The organism is Streptomyces sp. NPDC051907, assembly GCF_040681075.1.
GTDB lineage: Bacteria > Actinomycetota > Actinomycetes > Streptomycetales > Streptomycetaceae > Streptomyces.
The window spans coordinates 1-20,479 of the sequence record NZ_JBFAYB010000125.1 but is presented as its reverse complement, the minus strand read 5'-3'; the positions used below and the strand labels follow the sequence as shown (position 1 = coordinate 20,479).

12 protein-coding genes and 1 pseudogene are annotated in these 20,479 nt (G+C 73.1%); 10 read left to right on the top strand and 3 right to left on the bottom strand.

The annotated features are described in order from the left end of the window. The 5 genes and pseudogenes from AB0M39_RS37305 to AB0M39_RS37285 form a co-directional block, all read left to right on the top strand. A pseudogene (locus AB0M39_RS37305) lies at window positions 1-2,919 on the top strand (hypothetical protein); the annotation flags it as partial. A 91-nt stretch (window positions 2,920-3,010) separates the two neighbouring features. Then, a complete protein-coding gene (locus tag AB0M39_RS37300; protein ID WP_365372182.1) occupies window positions 3,011-3,712 on the top strand; it encodes a hypothetical protein in 702 nt (233 codons plus the stop codon). A gap of 91 nt (window positions 3,713-3,803) precedes the next feature. Continuing rightward, a complete protein-coding gene (locus AB0M39_RS37295; protein ID WP_365372180.1) occupies window positions 3,804-4,700 on the top strand; it encodes an oxygenase MpaB family protein in 897 nt (298 codons plus the stop codon). Then, window positions 4,682-6,916 (top strand): serine/threonine-protein kinase, encoded by a 2,235-nt coding sequence (locus tag AB0M39_RS37290; protein ID WP_365372177.1) that lies wholly within the window; start codon window positions 4,682-4,684, stop codon window positions 6,914-6,916. The genes AB0M39_RS37295 and AB0M39_RS37290 overlap by 19 nt, the downstream gene beginning before the upstream one ends. A gap of 16 nt (window positions 6,917-6,932) precedes the next feature. Beyond that, complete coding sequence (locus tag AB0M39_RS37285) at window positions 6,933-8,570, top strand: NAD(P)/FAD-dependent oxidoreductase (RefSeq protein ID WP_365372174.1); 1,638 nt, start codon at window positions 6,933-6,935, stop codon at window positions 8,568-8,570. A 398-nt stretch (window positions 8,571-8,968) separates the two neighbouring features. Here the strand turns inward: AB0M39_RS37285 and AB0M39_RS37280 are convergent, their stop codons facing one another. Further along, window positions 8,969-10,822 carry a serine hydrolase gene (locus AB0M39_RS37280; protein WP_365372171.1) on the bottom strand — a complete coding sequence of 618 codons (1,854 nt, stop codon included), beginning with the start codon at window positions 10,820-10,822 and terminating at the stop codon, window positions 8,969-8,971. Between the two features lie 157 nt (window positions 10,823-10,979). Here AB0M39_RS37280 and AB0M39_RS37275 point away from each other — a divergent pair, with 157 nt between their 5' ends. The 3 genes from AB0M39_RS37275 to AB0M39_RS37265 all read left to right on the top strand — a co-directional run bounded on the left by AB0M39_RS37275 (window position 10,980) and on the right by AB0M39_RS37265 (window position 15,194). Continuing rightward, window positions 10,980-12,089, top strand: a complete 1,110-nt coding sequence (locus AB0M39_RS37275) for a nitronate monooxygenase family protein (RefSeq protein ID WP_365372168.1) — start codon at window positions 10,980-10,982, stop codon at window positions 12,087-12,089. Next, window positions 12,086-13,636: an acyl-CoA synthetase gene (locus AB0M39_RS37270; protein ID WP_365372165.1), complete on the top strand. Its 1,551-nt coding sequence runs from the start codon at window positions 12,086-12,088 to the stop codon at window positions 13,634-13,636. Before AB0M39_RS37275 ends, AB0M39_RS37270 begins: the two co-directional genes overlap by 4 nt. Window positions 13,637-14,081: 445 nt before the next feature. After that, window positions 14,082-15,194: an ionic transporter y4hA gene (locus AB0M39_RS37265; protein ID WP_365372162.1), complete on the top strand. Its 1,113-nt coding sequence runs from the start codon at window positions 14,082-14,084 to the stop codon at window positions 15,192-15,194. Here AB0M39_RS37265 and AB0M39_RS37260 read toward each other — a convergent pair. Beyond that, window positions 15,184-16,590, bottom strand: coding sequence for a penicillin acylase family protein (locus AB0M39_RS37260; protein WP_365372159.1), 1,407 nt, complete (start codon window positions 16,588-16,590; stop codon window positions 15,184-15,186). The genes AB0M39_RS37265 and AB0M39_RS37260 overlap by 11 nt on opposite strands. Window positions 16,591-16,676: 86 nt before the next feature. On the opposite strand from AB0M39_RS37260, the gene AB0M39_RS37255 reads away from it, so the two are divergent. Both AB0M39_RS37255 and AB0M39_RS37250 read left to right on the top strand, forming a co-directional pair. Further along, window positions 16,677-18,179: an acyl-CoA synthetase gene (locus AB0M39_RS37255; protein WP_365372156.1), complete on the top strand. Its 1,503-nt coding sequence runs from the start codon at window positions 16,677-16,679 to the stop codon at window positions 18,177-18,179. Window positions 18,180-18,220: 41 nt separating this feature from the next. Next, window positions 18,221-18,892: a hypothetical protein gene (locus AB0M39_RS37250; RefSeq protein ID WP_365372154.1), complete on the top strand. Its 672-nt coding sequence runs from the start codon at window positions 18,221-18,223 to the stop codon at window positions 18,890-18,892. Window positions 18,893-18,919: 27 nt separating this feature from the next. Here AB0M39_RS37250 and paaK read toward each other — a convergent pair whose 3' ends face one another. Continuing rightward, entirely contained in the window at window positions 18,920-20,206 is a 1,287-nt protein-coding gene (gene paaK, locus AB0M39_RS37245) for a phenylacetate--CoA ligase PaaK (RefSeq protein ID WP_365372152.1), read from the bottom strand. Window positions 20,207-20,479: the final 273 nt, after the last annotated feature.

Below are 20,479 nucleotides of genomic sequence, written 5' to 3'. Positions count from 1 at the left end.
CGGTACCCACCACGGTCGTCACGACCCGACGCCGCCGGCCTCAACGCCGCCAACCAGGCGGAGCTGCACGCCCAGCAGGCCGCCAAGTGGCGGGCCAACGCCGAGCAGCACGCGAAGACGGCGGCTCAACTCGCGGGAGCCGCGGCGAAGCAGGCGAAGATCGCCGCGGACGCGGCGGCCAAGTCCCGCCAGGCGCGCATCGACGCCGAGGCGGCGGAGAAGTCCGCGTGGGCGCATGCGCAGAAGACGCGAGACGCCCGCGTCGAGGCCCAGCGGCAGGCGAAGATCGCCTCCGAGCAGCGGGTGATCGCCGAACGGGAGCGCGAGGCGGCGGCCGCCGCACGCAAGCGCGCCGAGGTGGAACGCGACAAGGCGGCCAGGGCGCGCGTCCTGGCCGAGGCCGAGCAGCGGACGGCCGCGGCCAAGCGGGCCGACGCCCAGGCCGCCGCGGCCACCGCCGCGGAGAAGCGCGGCTACGCCCAGACCCAGGAGGGCGTCGCCGCCGAGGCGGACCGGAAGGCGCGGGGCGAAGAGGGCAACGCCCGCACCGCACGCAACAAGGCGTTCGACGCGGAGCGGCTGCACAACGCCGAGGAGGCGCGGGCCAAGGCCGCCGAGGCACTGGCGGCGGCCGCGCAGGGCACCGAGCACGCGCAGGACGCGCGGGCCGCGGCCACCGAGGCGCGGTCGGCGGCGAACGCGGCCAAGACCGCGGCGGGCCAGGCCCGTTCCGCCGCCGATGCCGCATCCGGCGCGGCGATGAGGTCGCGTAAGGCGGCCATCGAGGCAGACGGCGCCGCGGGCCGGGCACGTGCGGCGGCCTCCCAGGCCAGTGCACACGCCTCAGCCGCGAACGCGGCCGCCAACAAGGCCGAAGCCGCGGCGTCCGCGGCCAACGCCGCGGCGAACAAGGCGGCTTCGGAGGCCGCGTTGACCCGGGCCTCCGCCCAGCGGGCGGACTCGAAGGCGGCCGAGGCCACCGCACAGGAGGCCCGTGCCGGTACCGCCGCGCACGAGGCCTCGCGACTCGCCGGCCTCTCGGTGATCCACGCCAACCAGGCGCTCCAGGCCGCCAACCGCACCCGCGACGAGGCCGACGGCGCCGTCCGCGAGGCGGCCATGGCGCGTGTGCAGGCCGCGGTGGCCGTCCAGGCCGCCGCATCGGCCCGCAGCACCGCGGCGGGCATCGCCGACCCGGCCAACACGGCCATCGCCCTCACCGCGCCGTTCGCCGGTACGGACGTCGCCGCGGACTTCGCCGCCGAGGTGGCCAAGGCCGCACTGGAGCTGGGGCAGTCCGAGGTCGACAAGGCCGAGGCCAGGGCCGCCGAGGCCGTCAAGGCGGCCGAGGAGGCCGAGGCGGCGGCGAAGCGGGCGAACGCCGAGGTGGCGCCGGCCTTCAAGGCGGCTTCGGCGGCGGCGCGCTCCTCTGCCGACGCGGCACGCTCGTCGGTCGCGGCGATGAAGTCCGCGGCCGATGCGGCCGAGGACGGCGCCAAGGCCAGAGCGGCGGCGGCACGGGCCCATCAGGCCGACGCCCAGGCCCAGGCCGACGCGAAGTCGGCCCGAGACGCGGCGAACCAGGCCTACGCCGACGCGGCCGCGGCCCGTACCGCCGCCACCCAGGCCGAGGCAGAGGCCGAACGGGCCCGCAGCGCGGCCACCGACGCGGAGAACCAGGCCGTCGCGGCGGCCGGCGCGGCATCGCTGGCCGAGAAGGAGGCCGCCAGCGCGCAGGCGGCCGCCACCCAGGCGGAGAAGGACGCGGCCGCCGCCGCGGAGCTCGCCACGTCCGCCGAGGGCTACGCGACATCGGCGGAGACGGCGGCCAAGAAGGCCGACGGCTACGCCAAGGAGGCCGACGACGCAGCCAAGCGGGCCGAGGAGTACCAGCGCGAACAGCAGCGCAAGGCCCGTGAGGAGGCAGCCAAGGCCCTGCCGACGCCGGCGGGCGACCCCGACCAGGTGAGGCAGGCGCTCGAAGAGGCGGGGATCTCCCAGGAGGAGTACGCGGCCGCGCAGGCGCTCGCCGGCAAGGACCTCCTCGACTACCTCATGGAGAACGGCGCCGAGATCCTCGTCGACCTCGTCGCCGGGGACATCATGGCGTGCATCGACGACCCGGATATCCCGACCTGTATCTGGGCGATCGTCCAGAACCTGCCGGTCCTCAAGGCGGTCAAGCTCCTCGGCAAGCTCCCCAAGATCAGCAAGGCCATCTGGGGCATCGGCGCGTTCCTCGACAAGTCCGCTGCCGCGCGGAAGACGGTCAAGAAGGTCGAGGAGGCGCTGGAGAAGGTCAAGAAGGGCGCCAAGTGCCTCACGGACGGCAAGCCGGGCAAGCCTGGGAAGCCGGGCAAGGGCGGCAAGAGCGCGAAGAATGCCTTGTACGCACCGGCGGGCGTGTCCGCGGCGGGTGCGAACGCGGGCATCGGCTCCGCGGGCGGCTCATGGCTGCGGACCGGCAGCGGCACCTGGGCCCAGAGCGCTCTCGACGACGTCGATTGCGGGCCCTATGTCTGGGTGCCGTTCCGCCCGGACATCAAGGACCGCACGACGCAGGGCCCCGTTCCGCCGGACGCCGGTCTCGCGCCGGGTTCCTTCCTCCGCCCCGGTACCTACACCTTCATCGTCCGCCTGGACGGTTCGCTGCGCGCCATGCACGACGACGACATGGAGGACATCGGCGGCGGCCCCGGACACACCTCTCTGGCCGAGGAGAAGCCTGTGATCATGGCCGGCACCTTCGAGGTCGGAGCAGCTGGTGTGTTCACCGAGATCAGGAACTTCTCCGGTCACTACATGCCCCAGGACGTGCCGGGGTTCACTCCCCTGAAGGAAATCACCCGCGCCGCCTTCACGCGACACGGCTGGGTGTTCCTGGACTCGGCGTGGAAGTACTACAAGAAGCGCTCTTGACCGGCGCATCCGCTGGGGGCAGCCTCGAAGGGGCTGCCCCCAGCGGGACTCCTCCCCTCGAACGACTCCCACTCCCGATACGGTGGCGGCGATGGAACCCTCGTACTACCCCGGCCCTGATGTCCTCCTGGCGCGTCTGACACAGGATCAGGACATCAGCCCTCCCGCGGGTGGCCCCCCGACCGAGGAGTTCCTCCGCGACCTCGCCGAGCGGCTCGGCCTGCGCAGCCACGACCTCTTCCTCGTCGCAGGCATGCCCCTTCCCGAGGACGCGCTGGACTTCGACGCAGCGGCCGGCAGAAGGGTCTCGCTACTCGTGCAGTACGCCCTCCCGCTGTCCGCCCCCGACAGGGAGCGCCTGCGGGAGAGCGCCCGCGCCATGGCTGCGGCGCCGCGTCCCGACCAGCCCATAGAGCCGCCTCGGCAGCGGCACTATCCCCCGGGGTTCGGTCCGCTGCTGGTGAGGATGCTCGCCCTCCGTAACTTGGACCGGACGACGGTGGCCATGGTGATGTGCCTGATGTCCGGAGTCTGCATGGCGTCTTCGACCATCGCCATGGTGCGCGACGGTCTGAAGGACCTCGACGCCGAGCTCCTCGACGGCTTCGCCGCGGTGCTCGGCGTGCCCGTCGCGGTCCTGGGCACGCTGACCGGCGTGCGCCCCCGGGAAGGAAGCGGCGGACTCGCGCCGGAAGTCGCCGACGTGGCCGCGCTTATCTGGGAGGTGCGGCACCTGACCGAGGCACAGGTGGTGCGGCTCGCTGAGACAGCAGAGGAGCTGGACGGAGAATGAGACCCGTCGACGGAGCACACCCAGAACACCGGCAACGCCCTGAACACCAAGCACACCAAGCACACCAAGCACATCGAGAACGCCGAGCGACATGAGCGGCGAAGCGGATCCCGGCCTCTTCGGCCCCGACTCGGTCACCTGGCAGATGCACGGCGACCCGATGATGTGGGTCGCCGGCGTGCGCGCGCTCTACCTCCAGGCCCTGCACCCGCGCGCCGTGCGCGGAGTCATGATCAACAGTGACTTCCAGCGCGACGCGTGGGGCCGGCTCCTGCGCACCGCGAACTTCGTCGGCACCATCACCTACGGCACCGCCGACGCCGCCGAGAAAGCCGGGGCCCGTGTCCGCAGGATCCACCGGCTGCTCGGCGTGGACGACCCCGACCTGCTGCTGTGGGTGCACTGCGCGGAGGTGGACTCCTACCTCCAGGTGCAGCTCCGCTCCGGCTTCCCCCTCTCCGCGGCCCAGGCCGACCGCTATGTCGAAGAGCACCGCGTCAGCGCCCGGCTCGTCGGCATCGACCCCAAGCTGGCGCCCGCCACGACCGCGGAGCTGGCCGCCTACTTCACGGCCGTACGACCCGAACTCGAGGCCGGAGCCGACGCCCGTACAGTCGACGATTTCCTGCGCCGCCCGCCCATCCACACCCTGCTGGTCCCGGCGCGCGAGCTGATCTGGCGGCGCATCGCCTCAGTCGCATACAACGCACTGCCCCCGTACGCCCATGAGATGTACGGCAGACCCGCGCCCACCCCCGACCGCGTCACGCGTCAACTCATCGCCACAGGCACTGTGCTGCGCTGCATTCCCTCCCGTCTCCGCTGGCAGCTGCCGCCAGGTCACATCTTGAAAGCGATGGCCCGACTGGGGGCCGACACCCGCCCCGCCCCGTACAAACTGCGCAGACAGGCGGCCATACTGGACAGGCCGGGGAGGGCGCACAGAAGCGACGGGGGCGACAGCGGGCGATGGCGGAATCCAAGCTGATCCAAGGTCGCTACCGGCTGCTCGAACTCATCGGGCGCGGGGGCATGGGCGAGGTCTGGCGGGCTCGCGACGAGTCGCTGGGGCGGCGGGTCGCCGTGAAGTGCCTCAAGCCGCTGGGACCTCAGCACGACCACGCCTTCACCAAGGTCCTGCGCGAGCGCTTCCGCCGCGAGGCGCGGGTCGCCGCGGCGCTCCAGCACCGCGGGGTGACCGTCGTCCACGACTTCGGCGAGCACGAGGGCGTGCTCTACCTCGTCATGGAGCTTCTGGAGGGCCTCAATCTCAGCCAGCTGCTGGAGGAGAACAAGCAGCACCCGCTGCCCGTGCCCGACGTCGTCGACATCGCCGAGCAGGTCGCCGACGCCCTCGCGTACACCCATGAACAGGGCATCGTCCACCGGGACTTGAAGCCCGCCAACATCATGCGGCTCACCGACGGCGCGGTGAAGATCTGCGACTTCGGCATCGCCCGCCTCGGCGAGGACATCGGCTTCACCAGCCGCCTCACCGGCACCGGCATCGCCATGGGCACGCCGCACTACATGTCGCCCGAGCAGATCGGCGGCGGCGAGGTCGACCACCGCAGCGATCTGTACTCCCTGGGCTGCGTGCTGTACGAGCTCTCCACCGGCGTGCCGCCCTTCGACCTCGACGACGCCTGGGCCGTCCTCGTCGGACACCGCGACACCCCGCCCACGCCGCCGCGCAGCCACCGGTCCGACATACCGGAGTTCTTCGAGCGGATCGTCCTCGACCTGCTCGCCAAGACACCCGAGCAGCGGCCCCCGGACGCCAAGGAGCTGCGCCGCCGCATCGGCGCGGCCGTCGGCGCGGGCACGGCGCACTCGCTGGTGCTCGCGGCCCGGCTCGGCGCGTCGCCGCTGCGCGAGCCGCGGCTGCCCTCCTGGACCCGCGGCATGACCACCGGACTCAAGGCGTCGGGCCCCTCCGTGGTCAAGGCGGCGCCCGCCGACCACAGCGCGGGCCTGACCGGCGAGTGGACGACGGGCACCGGCCTGCGCGGCGGACCCGCCGTCCCGCCGCCCAGACGCGAGCGCCCCACCCCGCCGCCCGAGCTGCTCGCCGTGCTCGCCAGCCGGCACAACGCCGGCCTGAGCCTGGGCCGCCTCGGCCGCTGGGAGGAGGCCGGCGAGGTGCACCGCGCGGTCGCCGTCGAACGCGAGCACACCCTCGGCCCCGACCACCCCGACACCCTGGCCAGCCGCTACGAGGTCGGCTTCACGCTCAGCCGGACCGGACGGGCCGCGGACGCGCTGCGGGAGTTCGGACGGGTCGCCGACGGGCGCGAGCGGACCATGGGGGCCGACCACCCCGAGACGCTCGCCGCCCGCCAGGAGATGGCGTACGTCCTCGGCCAGCTCGGGCGGCACTTCGAGGCGCACCAGCTGTACGCGGCGGTCCTGGACTCCCGCGAGCGGACGATGGGCCACGAGCACCCCGACACGCTGCGATGTCGCCACAACCTCGCCTACAACCTCAGCAGGCTCGGCCGGCTCGAGGACTCGTACCAGATGGCGTACGAGGTAGCGGCCGCGCGCGCCCGCGTGCTCGGCGCCGGCCACCCCGACACCCTGGTCACCCGCTACGAGGTGGCCTACGCGCTCGGCCAGCTGGGGCGGTGGACCGAGGCCCTGCAGACCTACCGCGAGGTCGCCTCGGCACGCGCCCAGGCGCTGGGCTCGGACCACCCCGACACCCTCGCCGCCCGCTACGAGGTCGGCATCAGCCTCGGCCGGCTCGGCCGCAGCGCCGAGGCCCTGGAGCTCTACCGCGACCTCGTCGACGACCGCACCCGCGTCCAGGGCCCGGCCGACCCCGAGACCCTGCGCGCCCGCCACGGCCTGGGCGTGAACCTCGGCCGGCTCGCCCGCTGGGAGGAGGCGCTCGCCGAGTCGCGCGACGTGCTGGCCCTGCGCGAACGGGTGCTGGGCGCGGACCATCCCGACACCCTGGTCAGCCGTCGCGAGGTCGCCGTCGGCCTGGGCTGGCTGGGCCGCTGGGGCGACGCGCTCGCCGTCTACGGAAAGGTCGCCGACGCGCGCGAGCGGGTGCTGGGCATGGACCATCCCGACGCGCTGGCCAGCCGCAACGACGAGGCGCACTGCCTGGAGCAGCTGGGCCGGCACACCGAGGCGGTCGAGCTGTACCGGCGGGTGGCCGCCCTGCGACAGCAACGGGGCGCGCTCGGCCGATAGCGGCTAGGGTCCGGCCATGCCCGCACACACCATGTATGACGCAGTGATCGTGGGCGGCGGCCACAACGGTCTGGTCGCCGCCGCCTATCTCGCCCGCGCCGGACGCTCCGTCCTCGTACTGGAACGGCGCGGCGTCACCGGAGGCGCCGCCCTGTCCGCGCGTCCCTTCGACGGAGTCGACGCCCGGCTGTCGCAGTACTCGTACCTCGTGTCGCTGCTGCCCGACAAGATCGTCCGCGATCTGGGGCTGGACTTCGCGGTCCGCAAGCGCACCGTCTCCTCGTACACGCCGAAGGGCGCCGGCGGCCTGCTCGTGGGCGGCGGCCGGACCCGCGAGTCCTTCGCGGAGATCACCGGCGGAGAGAGCGAGTACGCGGCCTGGCAGGAGTTCTACGGGATGACCGCGCGGCTCGCCCAGCGGGTCTTCCCCACCCTCACCGAGCCGCTGCCCACCCGCGAGGAGCTGCGGGCCCGCATCGACGACGAGCGCGCGTGGCGGGAGCTGTTCGAGGAGCCCGTCGGCGTCGCGATCGAGAAGCGGTTCGCCGACGACCTCGTACGCGGAGTGGTGCTCACCGACGCCCTGATCGGCACCTTCGCCGACGCTCACGACCCCTCGCTCGTCCAGAACCGCTGCTTCCTCTACCACGTCATCGGCGGCGGCACGGGCGACTGGGACGTGCCCGTGGGCGGCATGGGCGCGCTGACCGACGCGCTCGCTGACGCGGCCAGGGCGGCGGGCGCGGAGATCCGCGTCCTGCACGAGGCGACCCGCGTGGAGACCGACGGAGAGCGGGCGGAGGTGACCTACCGCTCCCACGGCGCGCAGGGCACGGTCGCGGCCCGCCAGGTGCTGGTGAACGCCTCGCCGCAGGCGCTGGCCGAACTGCTCGGCGACGAGCCGCCCGCCGCCGCCGAGGGCGCGCAGCTCAAGGTGAACATGCTGCTGAGCCGGCTGCCACGGCTGCGCGACCGGTCCGTCGACCCCCGCGAGGCGTTCTCGGGGACCTTCCATGTCGCCGAGGGGTACGGGCAGTTGGCGACCGCCTACCGCGAGGCGGCCGACGGGCGGCTGCCCAGCGCGCCGCCCTCGGAGATCTACTGCCACTCGCTGACCGACCCCACGATCCTCGCTCCCGAGCTGGTCGCCCAGGGGTACCAGACGCTGACCCTGTTCGGGCTGCACACCCCGGCCAGGCTCTTCGCCGCGGACAACGAGGCGGCGCGCGCCGAACTGCTGGCGGCCACGCTCGCCCAGCTCGACGCCCATCTGGACGAGCCGATCGAGGACTGCCTCGCGCTGGACGAGCACGGACAGCCGTGCATCGAGGCGAAGACCCCCCTGGACCTGGAGGCGGACCTGCGGCTGCCCGGCGGCCACATCTTCCACCGCGACCTCTCCTTCCCCTACGCATCGGAGTCCACCGGGCGCTGGGGCGTCGAGACGGCACACGCCAACGTGCTCCTGTGCGGGGCGGGCGCGGTGCGCGGCGGCGGGGTCAGCGGGGTGCCGGGACACAACGCGGCGATGGCGGCGCTGGGCCACTGCGACGGGGGCGGCGGGGCGGCGGGGTGGACGGGGGCGGCGGCCGGGGGCTGCGGCCGTTCCGGCGGGCCGCCACCGGTTCTCGGCCTGCGGCGTGATCAGGGCTGACCGGCGCGGTCGCGATCGTCGCCGGCGCGACGACCTGGCCTGACGGCCTCTCAGCCAGCGGGCCGGGGGGCGGGCTTGTCGTCCGGGACGGGCTCTGTCCGTCCGGGTGCGGGCCCTCGCGCCGGCGCCCCGTACCGGGCAGGCCTCGTCACGCGGTGGCCCGGGGCCCGGGCCTGTCGTCCGGGCCGGGCCCGGCAGGCTCGCGGAAGGCCCTGTCCGTCCCGGATGCGGGGCTCTCGCGTCGGTGCCCCGTACCGGGCAGCCCTCGTCACGCGGCGGCCCAGGACCCGGACTTGTCGTCCGGGACGGGCCCTGTCCGTCCGGACGCGGGGCCCTCGCGCCGGCGCCCCGCACCTGGGCAAGCCCCCGCCACGCCCACGCCCACGCCACATCTCCCCTCAGTCCCGGGACGCCGTCCAGCCGTCCGTCTCGATCAGTGCCGCCTCCTTGGGGCGGGAGCCGTCGAACACGGGACGGCCGCGGTCTTCCACCCGCAGCCCGTCCACGTACACCCCGCGGCCCACATAGAGCTGGTCGGTCGTATAGCGCCAGCGCAGTCGCGCCCTCGCCCCGCGCCAGGCCGCCAGGTCCGCCGTCAGCAGATGCCAGACCCGCCCGGACCAGCCGGTCGCCGTCCCCGCGGGATGCGGCTGCGGCTCCGCCGACTTCCGTACGGTGGTGAACGGCACCGGCCGCCATGTCGCCCCCTCGTCCGTCGACGCCTCCAGGAACAGCGCGTCCGACCCCGGCTCGGTGTCCCACCACAGCGAGCACCGCAGCCGCGCCCGCTCGGAGGCGAGGGCCAGCGGGGGCAGGGTGAGCGTGGCGGACCTCGCGGCGGCCATCCCGGAGAACCAGGCGGTGCGTCCGTGCGCCGGCCGGACGGCGACCGCGCGGGCCATGTTGTTCGCGGCGGCGACGCGCGGGGCGCTGCCGGAGCGCCAGCCGCGGACGGGGTGAACGGAGTTGCCGAGCACGATCAGGAACGAGTCGGTGGTCGGGTCGAGAACCAGCGAGGTGCCTGTGAAGCCGGTGTGGCCGGCGGAGCGGGGCGTGGCCATCGCGCCCATGTACCAGTGCTGGTAGAGCTCGAAGCCGAGGCCGTGCTCGTCGCCGGGGAAGGCGTTGTTGAAGTCGGTGAACATCAGCTCCACGGACTCCGGGCCCAGGATGCGCCGCCGCCCGTACACGCCGCCGTTGAGGAGGGTGCGGGCGAGGACGGCGAGGTCCCAGGCGCAGGAGAAGACGCCGGCGTGGCCGGCGACCCCGCCGAACCCGTACGCGTTCTCGTCGTGCACCTCGCCCCACACCAGGCCGCGGTCGAGGCCGGACCAGGGCAGCCGGGCGTCCTCGGTGGCGGCGATCTTCGGCTTCCAGGAGGCGGGCGGATTGAAGAGAGTGCGGTGCATGCCGAGCGGAGCGGTGATCTCGTTTCGGAGCAGGACATCCAGAGTGCTACCGGTGATCTCTTCCAGGATCAGCTGTAGCGAGATCAGATTGAGGTCGGAGTAGAGGTACTTGGCGCCGGGCGGGCTGGCGAGCGTCTCGTTCCAGAGCCGACTGAGCATCGCCTCCCGCGTCGGCTCCTTGAACAGCGGAATCCAGGCGCGGAACCCCGAGGTGTGGGTCAGCAGCTGGCGTACCGTCACATCCTGCTTGCCTGCGCCGCCGAAATCCGGAAGGTAGGAGGCCGCCGGCGCCTCGAGCTCCAGCGCGCCGCGCTCGATCTGCTGCACGGCGAGGATCGAGGTGAACAGCTTGGAGACGGACGCCAGATCGAAGACGGTGTCCCCGGCCATCGGAATCTGCTGCTCGGCCGGGAGCTCCACGCCCGTGTCCGTCGTCTCGTCGTACGCCGCGTAGCGCACGGCCATGCCGATCGGCTTGTGCAGGGCGACGGTTCCGCCGCGCCCGGCGAGCAGCACGGCCCCGGCGTACCAGGGGTGCTTGGGGGAGGGGTCGAGGAACTTCTCGGCGTCGGCCACGAGCCGGTCCAGATGGCCGGGGATCAGCCCGGCCTGCTCGGGGGAGCCGGGCCGCAGCGTGGGCCGCGGCTTTCCGGCGGCGCCCGTCCGGCCGCCGTCCCCGCCTCGCGGTCCCGTCCCCGCGCCCGCCCCGCCGCCCAGGGCGCCGGGGCCCGAAGCCGCCTGGGCGAACGGGATCGGGGCCAGCGCGAGCGCCCCGCCCAGAGCCAGCACCCCGCCGCCCAGTCTGCGCCGGCTGATCCCTCTGCCCGCCGCGTCCTCGGTCATCCGGCACCCTCCTGAAAGTATCTTTCGGGATCCCCTTCGGCAGTGAAACTTTCTTGCGGAGCGGAGTCGTTGTCAACCATTCAAGGAAACCGAAGAATCTGACACGGCATCAGAAAATCTCTTCCCTCGTCCGCCGGGCTGCGGCATCCTGCCGCCCATGGAGACGGAGCTGAGCAGACAACTGGGCATCGAGCACGCCATCTTCGGCTTCACGCCGTTCCCAGCGGTCGCCGCGGCCATCACCCGGGCCGGCGGCTTCGGCGTGCTCGGCGCGGTCCGCTACACCGCGCCCGACGAGCTCAAACGCGACCTCGACTGGATGCAGGCCCACACCGACGGCAAGCCCTACGGCCTGGACGTCGTCATGCCCGCCAAGAAGGTCGAGGGGGTGACCGAGGCCGACGTCGAGGCGATGATCCCCGCGGGCCACCGGCAGTTCGTCGACGACACCCTCGCCCAGCACGGCGTGCCCGAGCTCGCCGAGGGCGAGGCGTCCGGCTGGCGCATCACCGGCTGGATGGAGCAGGTCGCCCGCACCCAGCTCGACGTCGCCTTCGACTACCCGATCAAGCTGCTCGCCAACGCGCTCGGCTCCCCGCCCGCCGACGTCGTCGAGCGCGCCCACGACCACGGCGTCCTCGTCGCCGCCCTCGCCGGCAGCGCCAAGCACGCCCGCCGCCACGCCGAGGCGGGCATCGACGTCGTGGTCGCGCAGGGCTACGAGGCAGGCGGCCACACCGGGGAGATCGCCTCCATGGTGCTCACGCCCGAAGTCGTCGAGGCCGTCGGCCCGCTGCCCGTGCTCGCCGCCGGAGGCATCGGCAGCGGCGAGCAGATCGCCGCCGCGCTCGCCCTCGGCGCGCAGGGCGCGTGGCTCGGCTCGCTCTGGCTCACCACCCTCGAGGCCGATCTGCACTCCCGCGCGCTGACCGCCAAACTCCTCGCCGCGGGCTCGGGCGACACGGTCCGCTCCCGCGCCCTGACCGGCAAGCCCGCACGCCAGCTGCGCACCGAGTGGACCGACGCCTGGGACGACCCCGGCGGCCCGGGCGCCCTGCCCATGCCGCTCCAGGGGCTGCTGGTCGCCGAGGCCGTCTCCCGTATCCAGAAGCACGAGGTGGAACCGCTGCTGGGCACGCCGGTCGGCCAGATCGTCGGCCGGATGACCGAGGAGCGCAGCGTCCAGGCCGTCTTCGACGACCTGACCCGCGGCTTCGAGCGAGCCGTGGACCGACTCGGCCGCATCGCGGGACGGAGCCAGTCATGAACCAGCCCCCCAACGGATTCTGGGCGCAGGCGAGCGCCGACCCCGACCGCACGGTCCTGATCGCGCCGGACGGCGAGGAGTGGACCGCCGCACGGCTGCACGCCGCCGTGAACCAGCTCGTCCACGGTCTGCGCGCGGCCGGACTCGGCCAGGGCGACGCGTTCGCGGTCGTCCTGCCCAACTCGGTCGAGTTCCTCACCGCCTACCTCGCCGCCTCCCAGGCCGGGCTCTACCTCGTCCCCGTCAACCACCACCTCGTAGGCCCCGAGATCGCCTGGATCGTCGCCGACTCGGGCGCCAAGGTCCTCATCGCGCACGAGCGGTTCGCGGACGCGGCGCGGGCCGCCGCCGACGAGGCGGAGCTGCCCGCGAGCCACCGCTACGCCGTGGGCCAGGTCACGGGATTCCGTCCGTACGCCGAGCTCCTCGACGGCCGGCCCGCTTCCCCGCCCGCCGACCGGTCGCTGGGCTGGGTCATGAACTACACCTCCGGCACCACCGGCCGGCCCCGCGGCATCCGTCGCCCGCTCTCCGGCAGACTCCCCGAGGAGACCTACCTCGGCGGCTTCCTCGGCATCTTCGGCATCAAGCCGTTCGACGGCAACGTCCATCTGGTCTGCTCGCCGCTCTACCACACGGCGGTGCTCCAGTTCGCGGGCGCCGCTCTGCACATCGGCCATCGGCTCGTGCTGATGGACAAGTGGACGCCGAAGGAGATGCTGCGGCTGATCGACGCGTACGGCTGCACCCACACCCATATGGTGCCGACCCAGTTCCACCGGCTGCTGGCGCTGCCCGACGAGGTGAAGGAGAGGTACGACGTCTCGTCGATGCGGCACGCCATCCACGGCGCCGCGCCCTGCCCTGAGCACGTCAAGCGGGCGATGATCGACTGGTGGGGGAGCTGTGTGGAGGAGTACTACGCGGCGAGCGAGGGCGGAGGCGCGTTCGCGACCGCCGAGGACTGGCTGAAGAAGCCGGGCACGGTCGGCAGGGCCTGGCCCATCAGCGAGCTCGCCGTCTTCGACGACGACGGGAGGCGGCTGCCGCCGGGGGAGCTGGGCACGGTCTACATGAAGATGAGCACCGGCGGCTTCAGCTACCACAAGGACGAGGCCAAGACGGCGAAGAACCGGATCGGCGACTTCTTCACCGTCGGCGACCTCGGGGTCCTCGACGCGGACGGCTACCTCTTCCTCCGCGACCGCAAGATCGACATGATCATCTCGGGCGGGGTCAACATCTACCCCGCCGAGATCGAGTCGGCGCTGCTCGCCCATCCCGCCGTCGCCGACGCCGCCGCCTTCGGCATTCCGCACGCCGACTGGGGCGAGGAGGTCAAGGCGGTCGTCGAGCCGGCCGACGGGCATACGGGGGACGCGGCGCTGGCCGCCGAGATCCTCGCCCACTGCGAGCGGCGGCTGGCGGGGTACAAGCGGCCCAAGACCGTGGACTTCATCGAGTCGATGCCCCGCGACCCGAACGGCAAGCTCTACAAGCGCCGACTGCGGGACCCCTACTGGGAAGGGCACGACCGGCCGCTCTGAGAGAGCTCGATCCGCAGGGCCGGCTACGCGGGGGGCCGGCCCTGCGTAGCCGCGCGGACGGCCGCGGCGCGGGGGAGCGAGGCGCCGGGGAACGAGCGGTGCGTGCGAGAGGCCCGGGGCGGAGGGCGGGGCGCACCGGAGAACCCGGGGCAGAGTGCTGGGTGTACGGAGGACCCGGCTCGAGAGCGGTGCGTGCGGGATGCCCGGGCGGAGTGCGGGGTGTACGGCGGACCCGGGCGGAGAGCGGAGGCGTACGAAGGACCCGGGCGGAGAGCGGTCCGTGCAGCGAGGACGGGGCACGGAGGGCCCGGGCCGGAGGAGCCGGGCGGAGTGCGGCGCGCACGGAGGACCCGGCCCGAGAGCAGTGCGTACGGGAGACCCCGCGCAGGACCCCGTTGGCCCAGTACCCCGCGCGACCCGCCCGGTCGGCTGGCAGCGTGGCCGCATGAAGTCCGGCACGGCAGCGCTGATGTCTCAGTGGTCCACCTGGGCGCCCGTCGTCGCCGTGGTCTCCCTGGTGCTCGGCTGGGGACGCTCCCTGCCCGGCCTCGCCGTCAGCCTGGTCGCCCTCTGTCTGATCGGCGCGGTCCTGGCGGCCGTGCACCATGCCGAGGTCGTCGCGCACCGCGTCGGCGAGCCCTTCGGCTCGCTCGTCCTCGCCGTCGCCGTGACCGTCATCGAAGTCGGCCTGATCGTCACCCTGATGGCGAGCGGCGGAAACAAGGCGTCCTCCTACGCCCGGGACACCGTCTTCGCCGCCGTCATGATCACCTGCAACGGCATCGTCGGGCTGTCCCTGCTGGTCGCCGCGGTCCGCAACCGCGTCGCCGTCTTCCACGCCGAGGGCTCGGGCGGGGCGCTGGCGACCGTCTGCACCCTCGCCACCATGACCCTGGTACTGCCCTCGTTCACGACCAGCCATCCCGGACCGGAGTTCACGACGGCCCAGCTGGCGTTCGCCGCGACCGCCTCGATCTGCCTCTACGGCCTCTTCGTCGCCGTCCAGACCGTCCGGCACCGCGAGTACTTCCTGCCCGTCGCCCGCGACGGCGACGAGAGCGGCCCCCTGGACGACCACGAGGAGCACGCCCCGCTGCCCACCGTCAGCCGGACGTGGTGGAGCGTGGCGCTGCTGTTCGTGGCGCTCGTCGCCGTCGTCGGCAACGCCAAGCTCGTCTCGCCGACCATCGAGGAGGCGGTCGAGTCGGCGGGCCTGCCCACGGCCGTCGTCGGCGTCGCCATCGCCCTGATGGTCCTGATGCCCGAGACCCTCGCCGCCGTCCGCGCCGCGCGCCGCGACCGCATGCAGACGAGCCTCAACCTGGCCTACGGCTCCGCCATCGCCAGCATCGGGCTGACGATCCCGGTGATCGCGGTCGCCACGATCTGGCTGCCCGGGTCGCTGGTGCTCGGCGAGGACGCCACCCACATGGTGCTGCTCGCGCTCACCGCCGTGGTCAGCGCCCTCACCGTGGTGCCCGGACGGGCCACCCTGCTCCAGGGCGGCGTTCATCTGGTGCTGTTCGCCGGCTTCGTCTTCCTCTCCTTCAGCCCCTGACGCGCACCACCCTCAGCTTCGGCGAGCTGAGAATGTTCCGCTCGCAGAACCGCGACGTCACCCAGCGCTCTCGCGCGTACAGCTCGGTCTGGTCGCTGAAGTGCGGCGATGACGGATTGGACGACTGGGAGTAGGCGAGCAGCGTGCGCGCCTTGGGGCAGCGCCCGCCGTTCCAGCCGACCGCCTGGATATGGCTGGAACCGTGCACCGTCTCCGTATAGCCGCCGCCCGCCGCGTTCCACACCTGCTCGACCTTGTTCCAGACCCCCAGCGACTCCGTGCCGCCGTGGATGGGGATGCGCTTGCCGTTGCGCACGACGAACTGACCCTCGCCCAGCGGAGCGTCCAGCGGGATGCCGGCCGCGCGCAGCTCGGCGACCGCGTCCCGCAGCGCCTTGGCGAAGCCCGGCGAGGCGGTGTCGAGAGTGTGCGGCGTGCGCACCGGGTCGGTCGCCGAGAACGGGACCTTCCACTGCGCTGTCTGCGGGACCGCCGCGGTGAACTTGCGCCAGAAGCGGTCGAAGAGCAGCGCGCCCCGGCTCTCCACGTCCGTCGTGCGGTCCCAGCGTTCGAGCACCCCGCACGCCTGCGGGTCGCCCGGGAGCACCGCGGCGCACGCCTTCGCCGTGTCGGCCGCCGCCAGGTCCGCGGCGGGGTCGGGAGCCGGGTCGGTAGCTCGGTCGGATGCGGCGCCGGCCGGCGCGCCGGGCGAGGCCGGCGGCTGGGCGGCGGTGATCCCGTCGACGGCGCGTCCCTGGCCGCCGAGCACCGCGACGGCGAAGTTGCGCCGGGCGACGTCCAGCGTGCTCACCGGACGGACCCACGGCGCGTTCCTGCACGCCGGGTCGGTGACGCGGTTCTGTGCGAGCCAGGCGTTGTAGCCGGCCGCCCAGCCCCGCATCAGCTCCTTGACCTGCCGTCCGGCGCCGGTCGGCGCGGGTGCGGCGAGCAGCTTCTCGACCGTGCGCGCGTCGCGGACGCCGCCGAAGTACTGATCGCTGGCGAGGTTCCTCGACGCCGAGGAGAGCGAGCCGTCGGTGGCCGCGTCCGGGCCGAAGAAGCGCGAGCGCTCGCCTCGTACGGTCACAAAGCCGTCGGCGAGGACGCACACCTGGTCGGCGGCCTGCGCCCAGCCGCTGCCGAAGCCGAGGTTCGCGTAGTCCTTGGCGACGATGTGCGGAATGCCGTGCTCGGTATAGCGGATGACGGCGGACAGGCCGCCGGCGTGGGGCCGTCCGTCAGGGCGGTGGCCGTCACGGGTGTCGGCAGCGGCTGCCGGCGGCAGCACGGCGGCGGCCGTCAGCAGGGCCACGCCGGTGAGCGTGAGCCGTCTCAAGCGGGTGCGGAAGAGCAACGTGCCTCCCAACGAGTGAGAAGTCAGAGCTTGTCGGGCCATGCAGTCAGCCCACCGGACGCCCTGTCAACACCCGTTCGGCGCCTGCGGCCTTGACCGGCCACCGGGCGCCCGCCCAGGATCGCGCCATGACAGGTGTACGCAGCAGCACAGTCGACGGCATCGTGCGGCGCAGCGCCCGCCGCACCCCCGACCAGACCGCCGTGCGGTACCGCGACCGGGAGTGGAGCTACGCCGGCCTCGACGCCGCCGTCACCACCGCGGCCGGCGTCCTCGCCGGCCATGGGCTGCGTCCAGGCGACCGCGTCGCCTCGTACGGTCACAACTCCGACGCGTACCTCATCGGCTTCCTCGCCTGCGCCCGGGCCGGGTTCGTCCATGTCCCCGTCAACCAGAACCTCGCCGGCGACGACCTCCGCTATATCCTCGAGCAGTCCGGCAGCTCCCTCGTCCTCGCCGACCCCGACCTCGCGCCCCGGCTCCCCGAAGGCCTCGCCGTACGGCCGCTGCGGGACGCGGACGGCTCGCTGCTCGAGGAGCTGCGCACGCCCCGGCCCTTCACGCCCGAGCGGGCGCCGGAGGCCGAGGACCTGGTCCAGCTGCTCTACACCTCGGGCACCACCGCCCTGCCCAAGGGCGCGATGATGACCCACCGCGCCCTGGTGCACGAGTACGTCAGCGCCGTCGCCGCGCTCGACCTGACACGGCACGACAAGCCCGTGCACTCGCTGCCGCTGTACCACTCGGCCCAGATGCACGTCTTTCTGCTGCCCTACCTCGCGGTCGGCGCGGAGAACACCATCGTCGACGCTCCCGACCCGGTCCAGATCTTCGACCTCGTCGAAGAGGGGCGCGCCGACAGCCTGTTCGCGCCGCCCACCGTGTGGATCGGCCTCGCCGGCCACCCGGAGTTCGCCTCGCGCGAGCTCGGCGCGCTGCGCAAGGCGTACTACGGGGCGTCGATCATGCCCGTGCCCGTGCTGCAGAGGCTCCGCGAGCGCCTGCCGGAGCTGGACTTCTACAACTGCTTCGGGCAGAGCGAGATCGGTCCGCTCGCCACCGTCCTCGGCCCCGACGAGCACGAGGGCCGGATGGAGTCCTGCGGCCGGCCCGTCCTGTTCGTCGAGGCGAGGGTCGTCGACGAGGACGGCAAGGAGGTGGCGGACGGCACGGCCGGCGAGGTCGTCTACCGCTCGCCGCAGCTGTGCGAGGGGTACTGGAACAAGCCGCAGGAGACCGAGGAGGCGTTCCGCGACGGCTGGTTCCGCTCCGGCGACCTCGCCGTCCGCGACGCGCAGGGGTACTTCACCGTCGTCGACCGGGTCAAGGACGTCATCAACTCCGGCGGCGTGCTGGTCGCGTCCCGGCAGGTCGAGGACGCGCTCTACACGCACCCGTCCGTCGCGGAGACCGCGGTGATCGGACTGCCGGACGAGCGCTGGATCGAGGCGGTGACCGCGGTGGTCGTCGCGCGCGAGGAGGTCGGCGAGGCCGAGCTGATCGCCCATGCGAAGGAGCGGCTCGCCCACTTCAAGGCCCCGAAGAGGATCCTGTTCGTGGACGAGCTCCCGCGCAACGCCAGCGGCAAGATCCTCAAGCGGGAGCTGAGGGACCGCTTCACGGCCTCCTGAGGGTCGCTGGGCGACTTGCGGGTCCCGGTACCGTTCTGGGAATGAGCCAGGCACGTCATCCGCAGCCGTCCCCGGTGTCGCTGTTCTCGGACGGCCCGGCGCTGCGGCTCCTCGACATCGCCGTCGCGGCCCAGGAGTCGGGCGGGAGGCTGCCCCTGGACGAGGCGATCCAGCGGTACATCCGCGTGGTCGGCGACAACTGGACCGCGCACTGGAACTGCTCCGTCTACGCGGCGTCCGGCGTGCTGGACTTCGCGGCCGAGACCGTCGCCCGGCTGGGCACGCTCGACGCCTTCCCGCCGGCGTTCCGCGAGAAGACGGCGCGCGCGGCCGGAGCAATGGACCCGGCCGAGTATCTGCGCACCCTGGCCGAGCTGGTGCGGCTGCTCGACCGCCAGGGCGCGCCGGAGTACGGGGAACTGCCCATGGACGGATGGGAGTTCCTGCAGACCTTTCCCCATCTGTTCGGCTTCGACGCCGTCCTCATGGACGAGGGCGACCGGTCCTTCGCGGACAGCGTCCGGTCGGCGGTGAGCGCCGAGCACCCCTACTGCTACCAGCCGGCCGCCGCCTACACCACCGAGGCGCAGCGGGCGCTCGTGCTCTTCCCCGGCCCCGACGGGCTCGGGCCGCGCCTCTCCTGGGCCACCCGCGACCGGCTCCGGGAACTCATCGACACCGTCGACGACCATATGCGGCGCGAGCACGTGTGACCGCTCCACGCTCTCCGGGAGCGGCTGCTAGGCGTCCCGCAGGTCCACGATGCGCTTGAGCTTGCCGACCGACCGCTCGAGCGTCTCCGGGTCGACCACCTCGACCGTCACGGAGACCCCGATGCCGTCCTTCACGGCCGTCGCGATGGCCTGCTCGGCTGCCGCCCGCTGCTCGGAGGTCGCCTCGGCCCGGGCCTCCGCCCGCACGGTCAGCGCGTCCAGCCGGCCCTCGCGTGTCAGCCGCAGCTGGAAGTGCGGGGCGACGTGCGGGGTGCGCAGCACGATCTCCTCGATCTGGGTGGGGAAGAGGTTGACCCCGCGCAGGATCACCATGTCGTCGCTGCGCCCGGTCACCTTCTCCATCCGCCGGAACACGCGGGCCGTGCCCGGCAGCAGCCGCGTCAGATCCCGCGTCCGGTACCGGACGACCGGCATGGCCTCCTTGGTCAGCGAGGTGAAGACCAGCTCGCCCGACTCGCCGTCCGGCAGCACCTCGCCCGTGAACGGGTCGACGACCTCCGGATAGAAGTGGTCCTCCCAGATGTGCAGTCCGTCCTTGGTCTCCACGCACTCCTGCGCCACCCCGGGGCCGATCACCTCGGAGAGTCCGTAGATGTCGACGGCGTCGATCGCGAACCGCTCCTCGATCTCCCGGCGCATCTCCTCCGTCCACGGCTCGGCCCCGAAGATGCCGACCTTGAGAGAGGTCGACCGCGGATCGACGCCCTGCCGCTCGAACTCGTCCAGCAGAGTGAGCATGTACGAGGGCGTCACCATGATGATCTCGGGGCGGAAGTCCTGGATCAGCTGCACCTGGCGGGCGGTCATGCCGCCGGAGGCGGGGATGACCGTGCAGCCGAGCCGCTCGGCGCCGTAGTGCGCGCCGAGGCCGCCGGTGAACAGCCCGTATCCGTACGCCACATGGACCTTGTGGCCCGGCCGGCCGCCGGCCGCGCGGATCGACCGCGCCACGACGTCCGCCCAGGTGTCCAGATCGCGCTCGGTGTAGCCGACGACGGTCGGCCGGCCGGTCGTCCCGCTGGAGGCGTGGATCCGCCGGACCTGGGACTGCTCCACGGCGAACATCCCGAACGGGTAGTGGTCGCGCAGATCGGTCTTGGCGGTGAAGGGGAACCGGGCCAGGTCGGCGAGGCTGCGGCAGTCCTCGGGACGCAGTCCCGCCTTGTCGAAGGACTGCCGGTAGAAGGCGACGTTGTCGTACGCGTGGCGCAGGGTCTTGCGCAGCCGCTCCAGCTGCAGCGCCTCCAGCTCCTCGCGGCTGAGCCGCTCCGCCGCGTCCAGCAGGTCCGTCATGCCGAGAACTCCCGTCCAAACCGGACGACCGATCATTCGGTCGCGCCCTGTGCTGCCGATCAGTAATCCAGCCGCCGCGGCTTCTGGCAAGGGTCTGTCCGCCGCTCTTCCCCTTCGGCCTCCTGGCGCGGGCCGAACGGACCTCGCAGGCCGCGAGCTCCCGCCGTGGGCACGCTCGCGGGACGCGACGCCGGCCGCGGGCCGCGGTGGCGAGCCGGTGGGCCACGACCACGGTCGTCCGCTCCCTCGCCGGAGCCGCCGTCGACGCCGCCG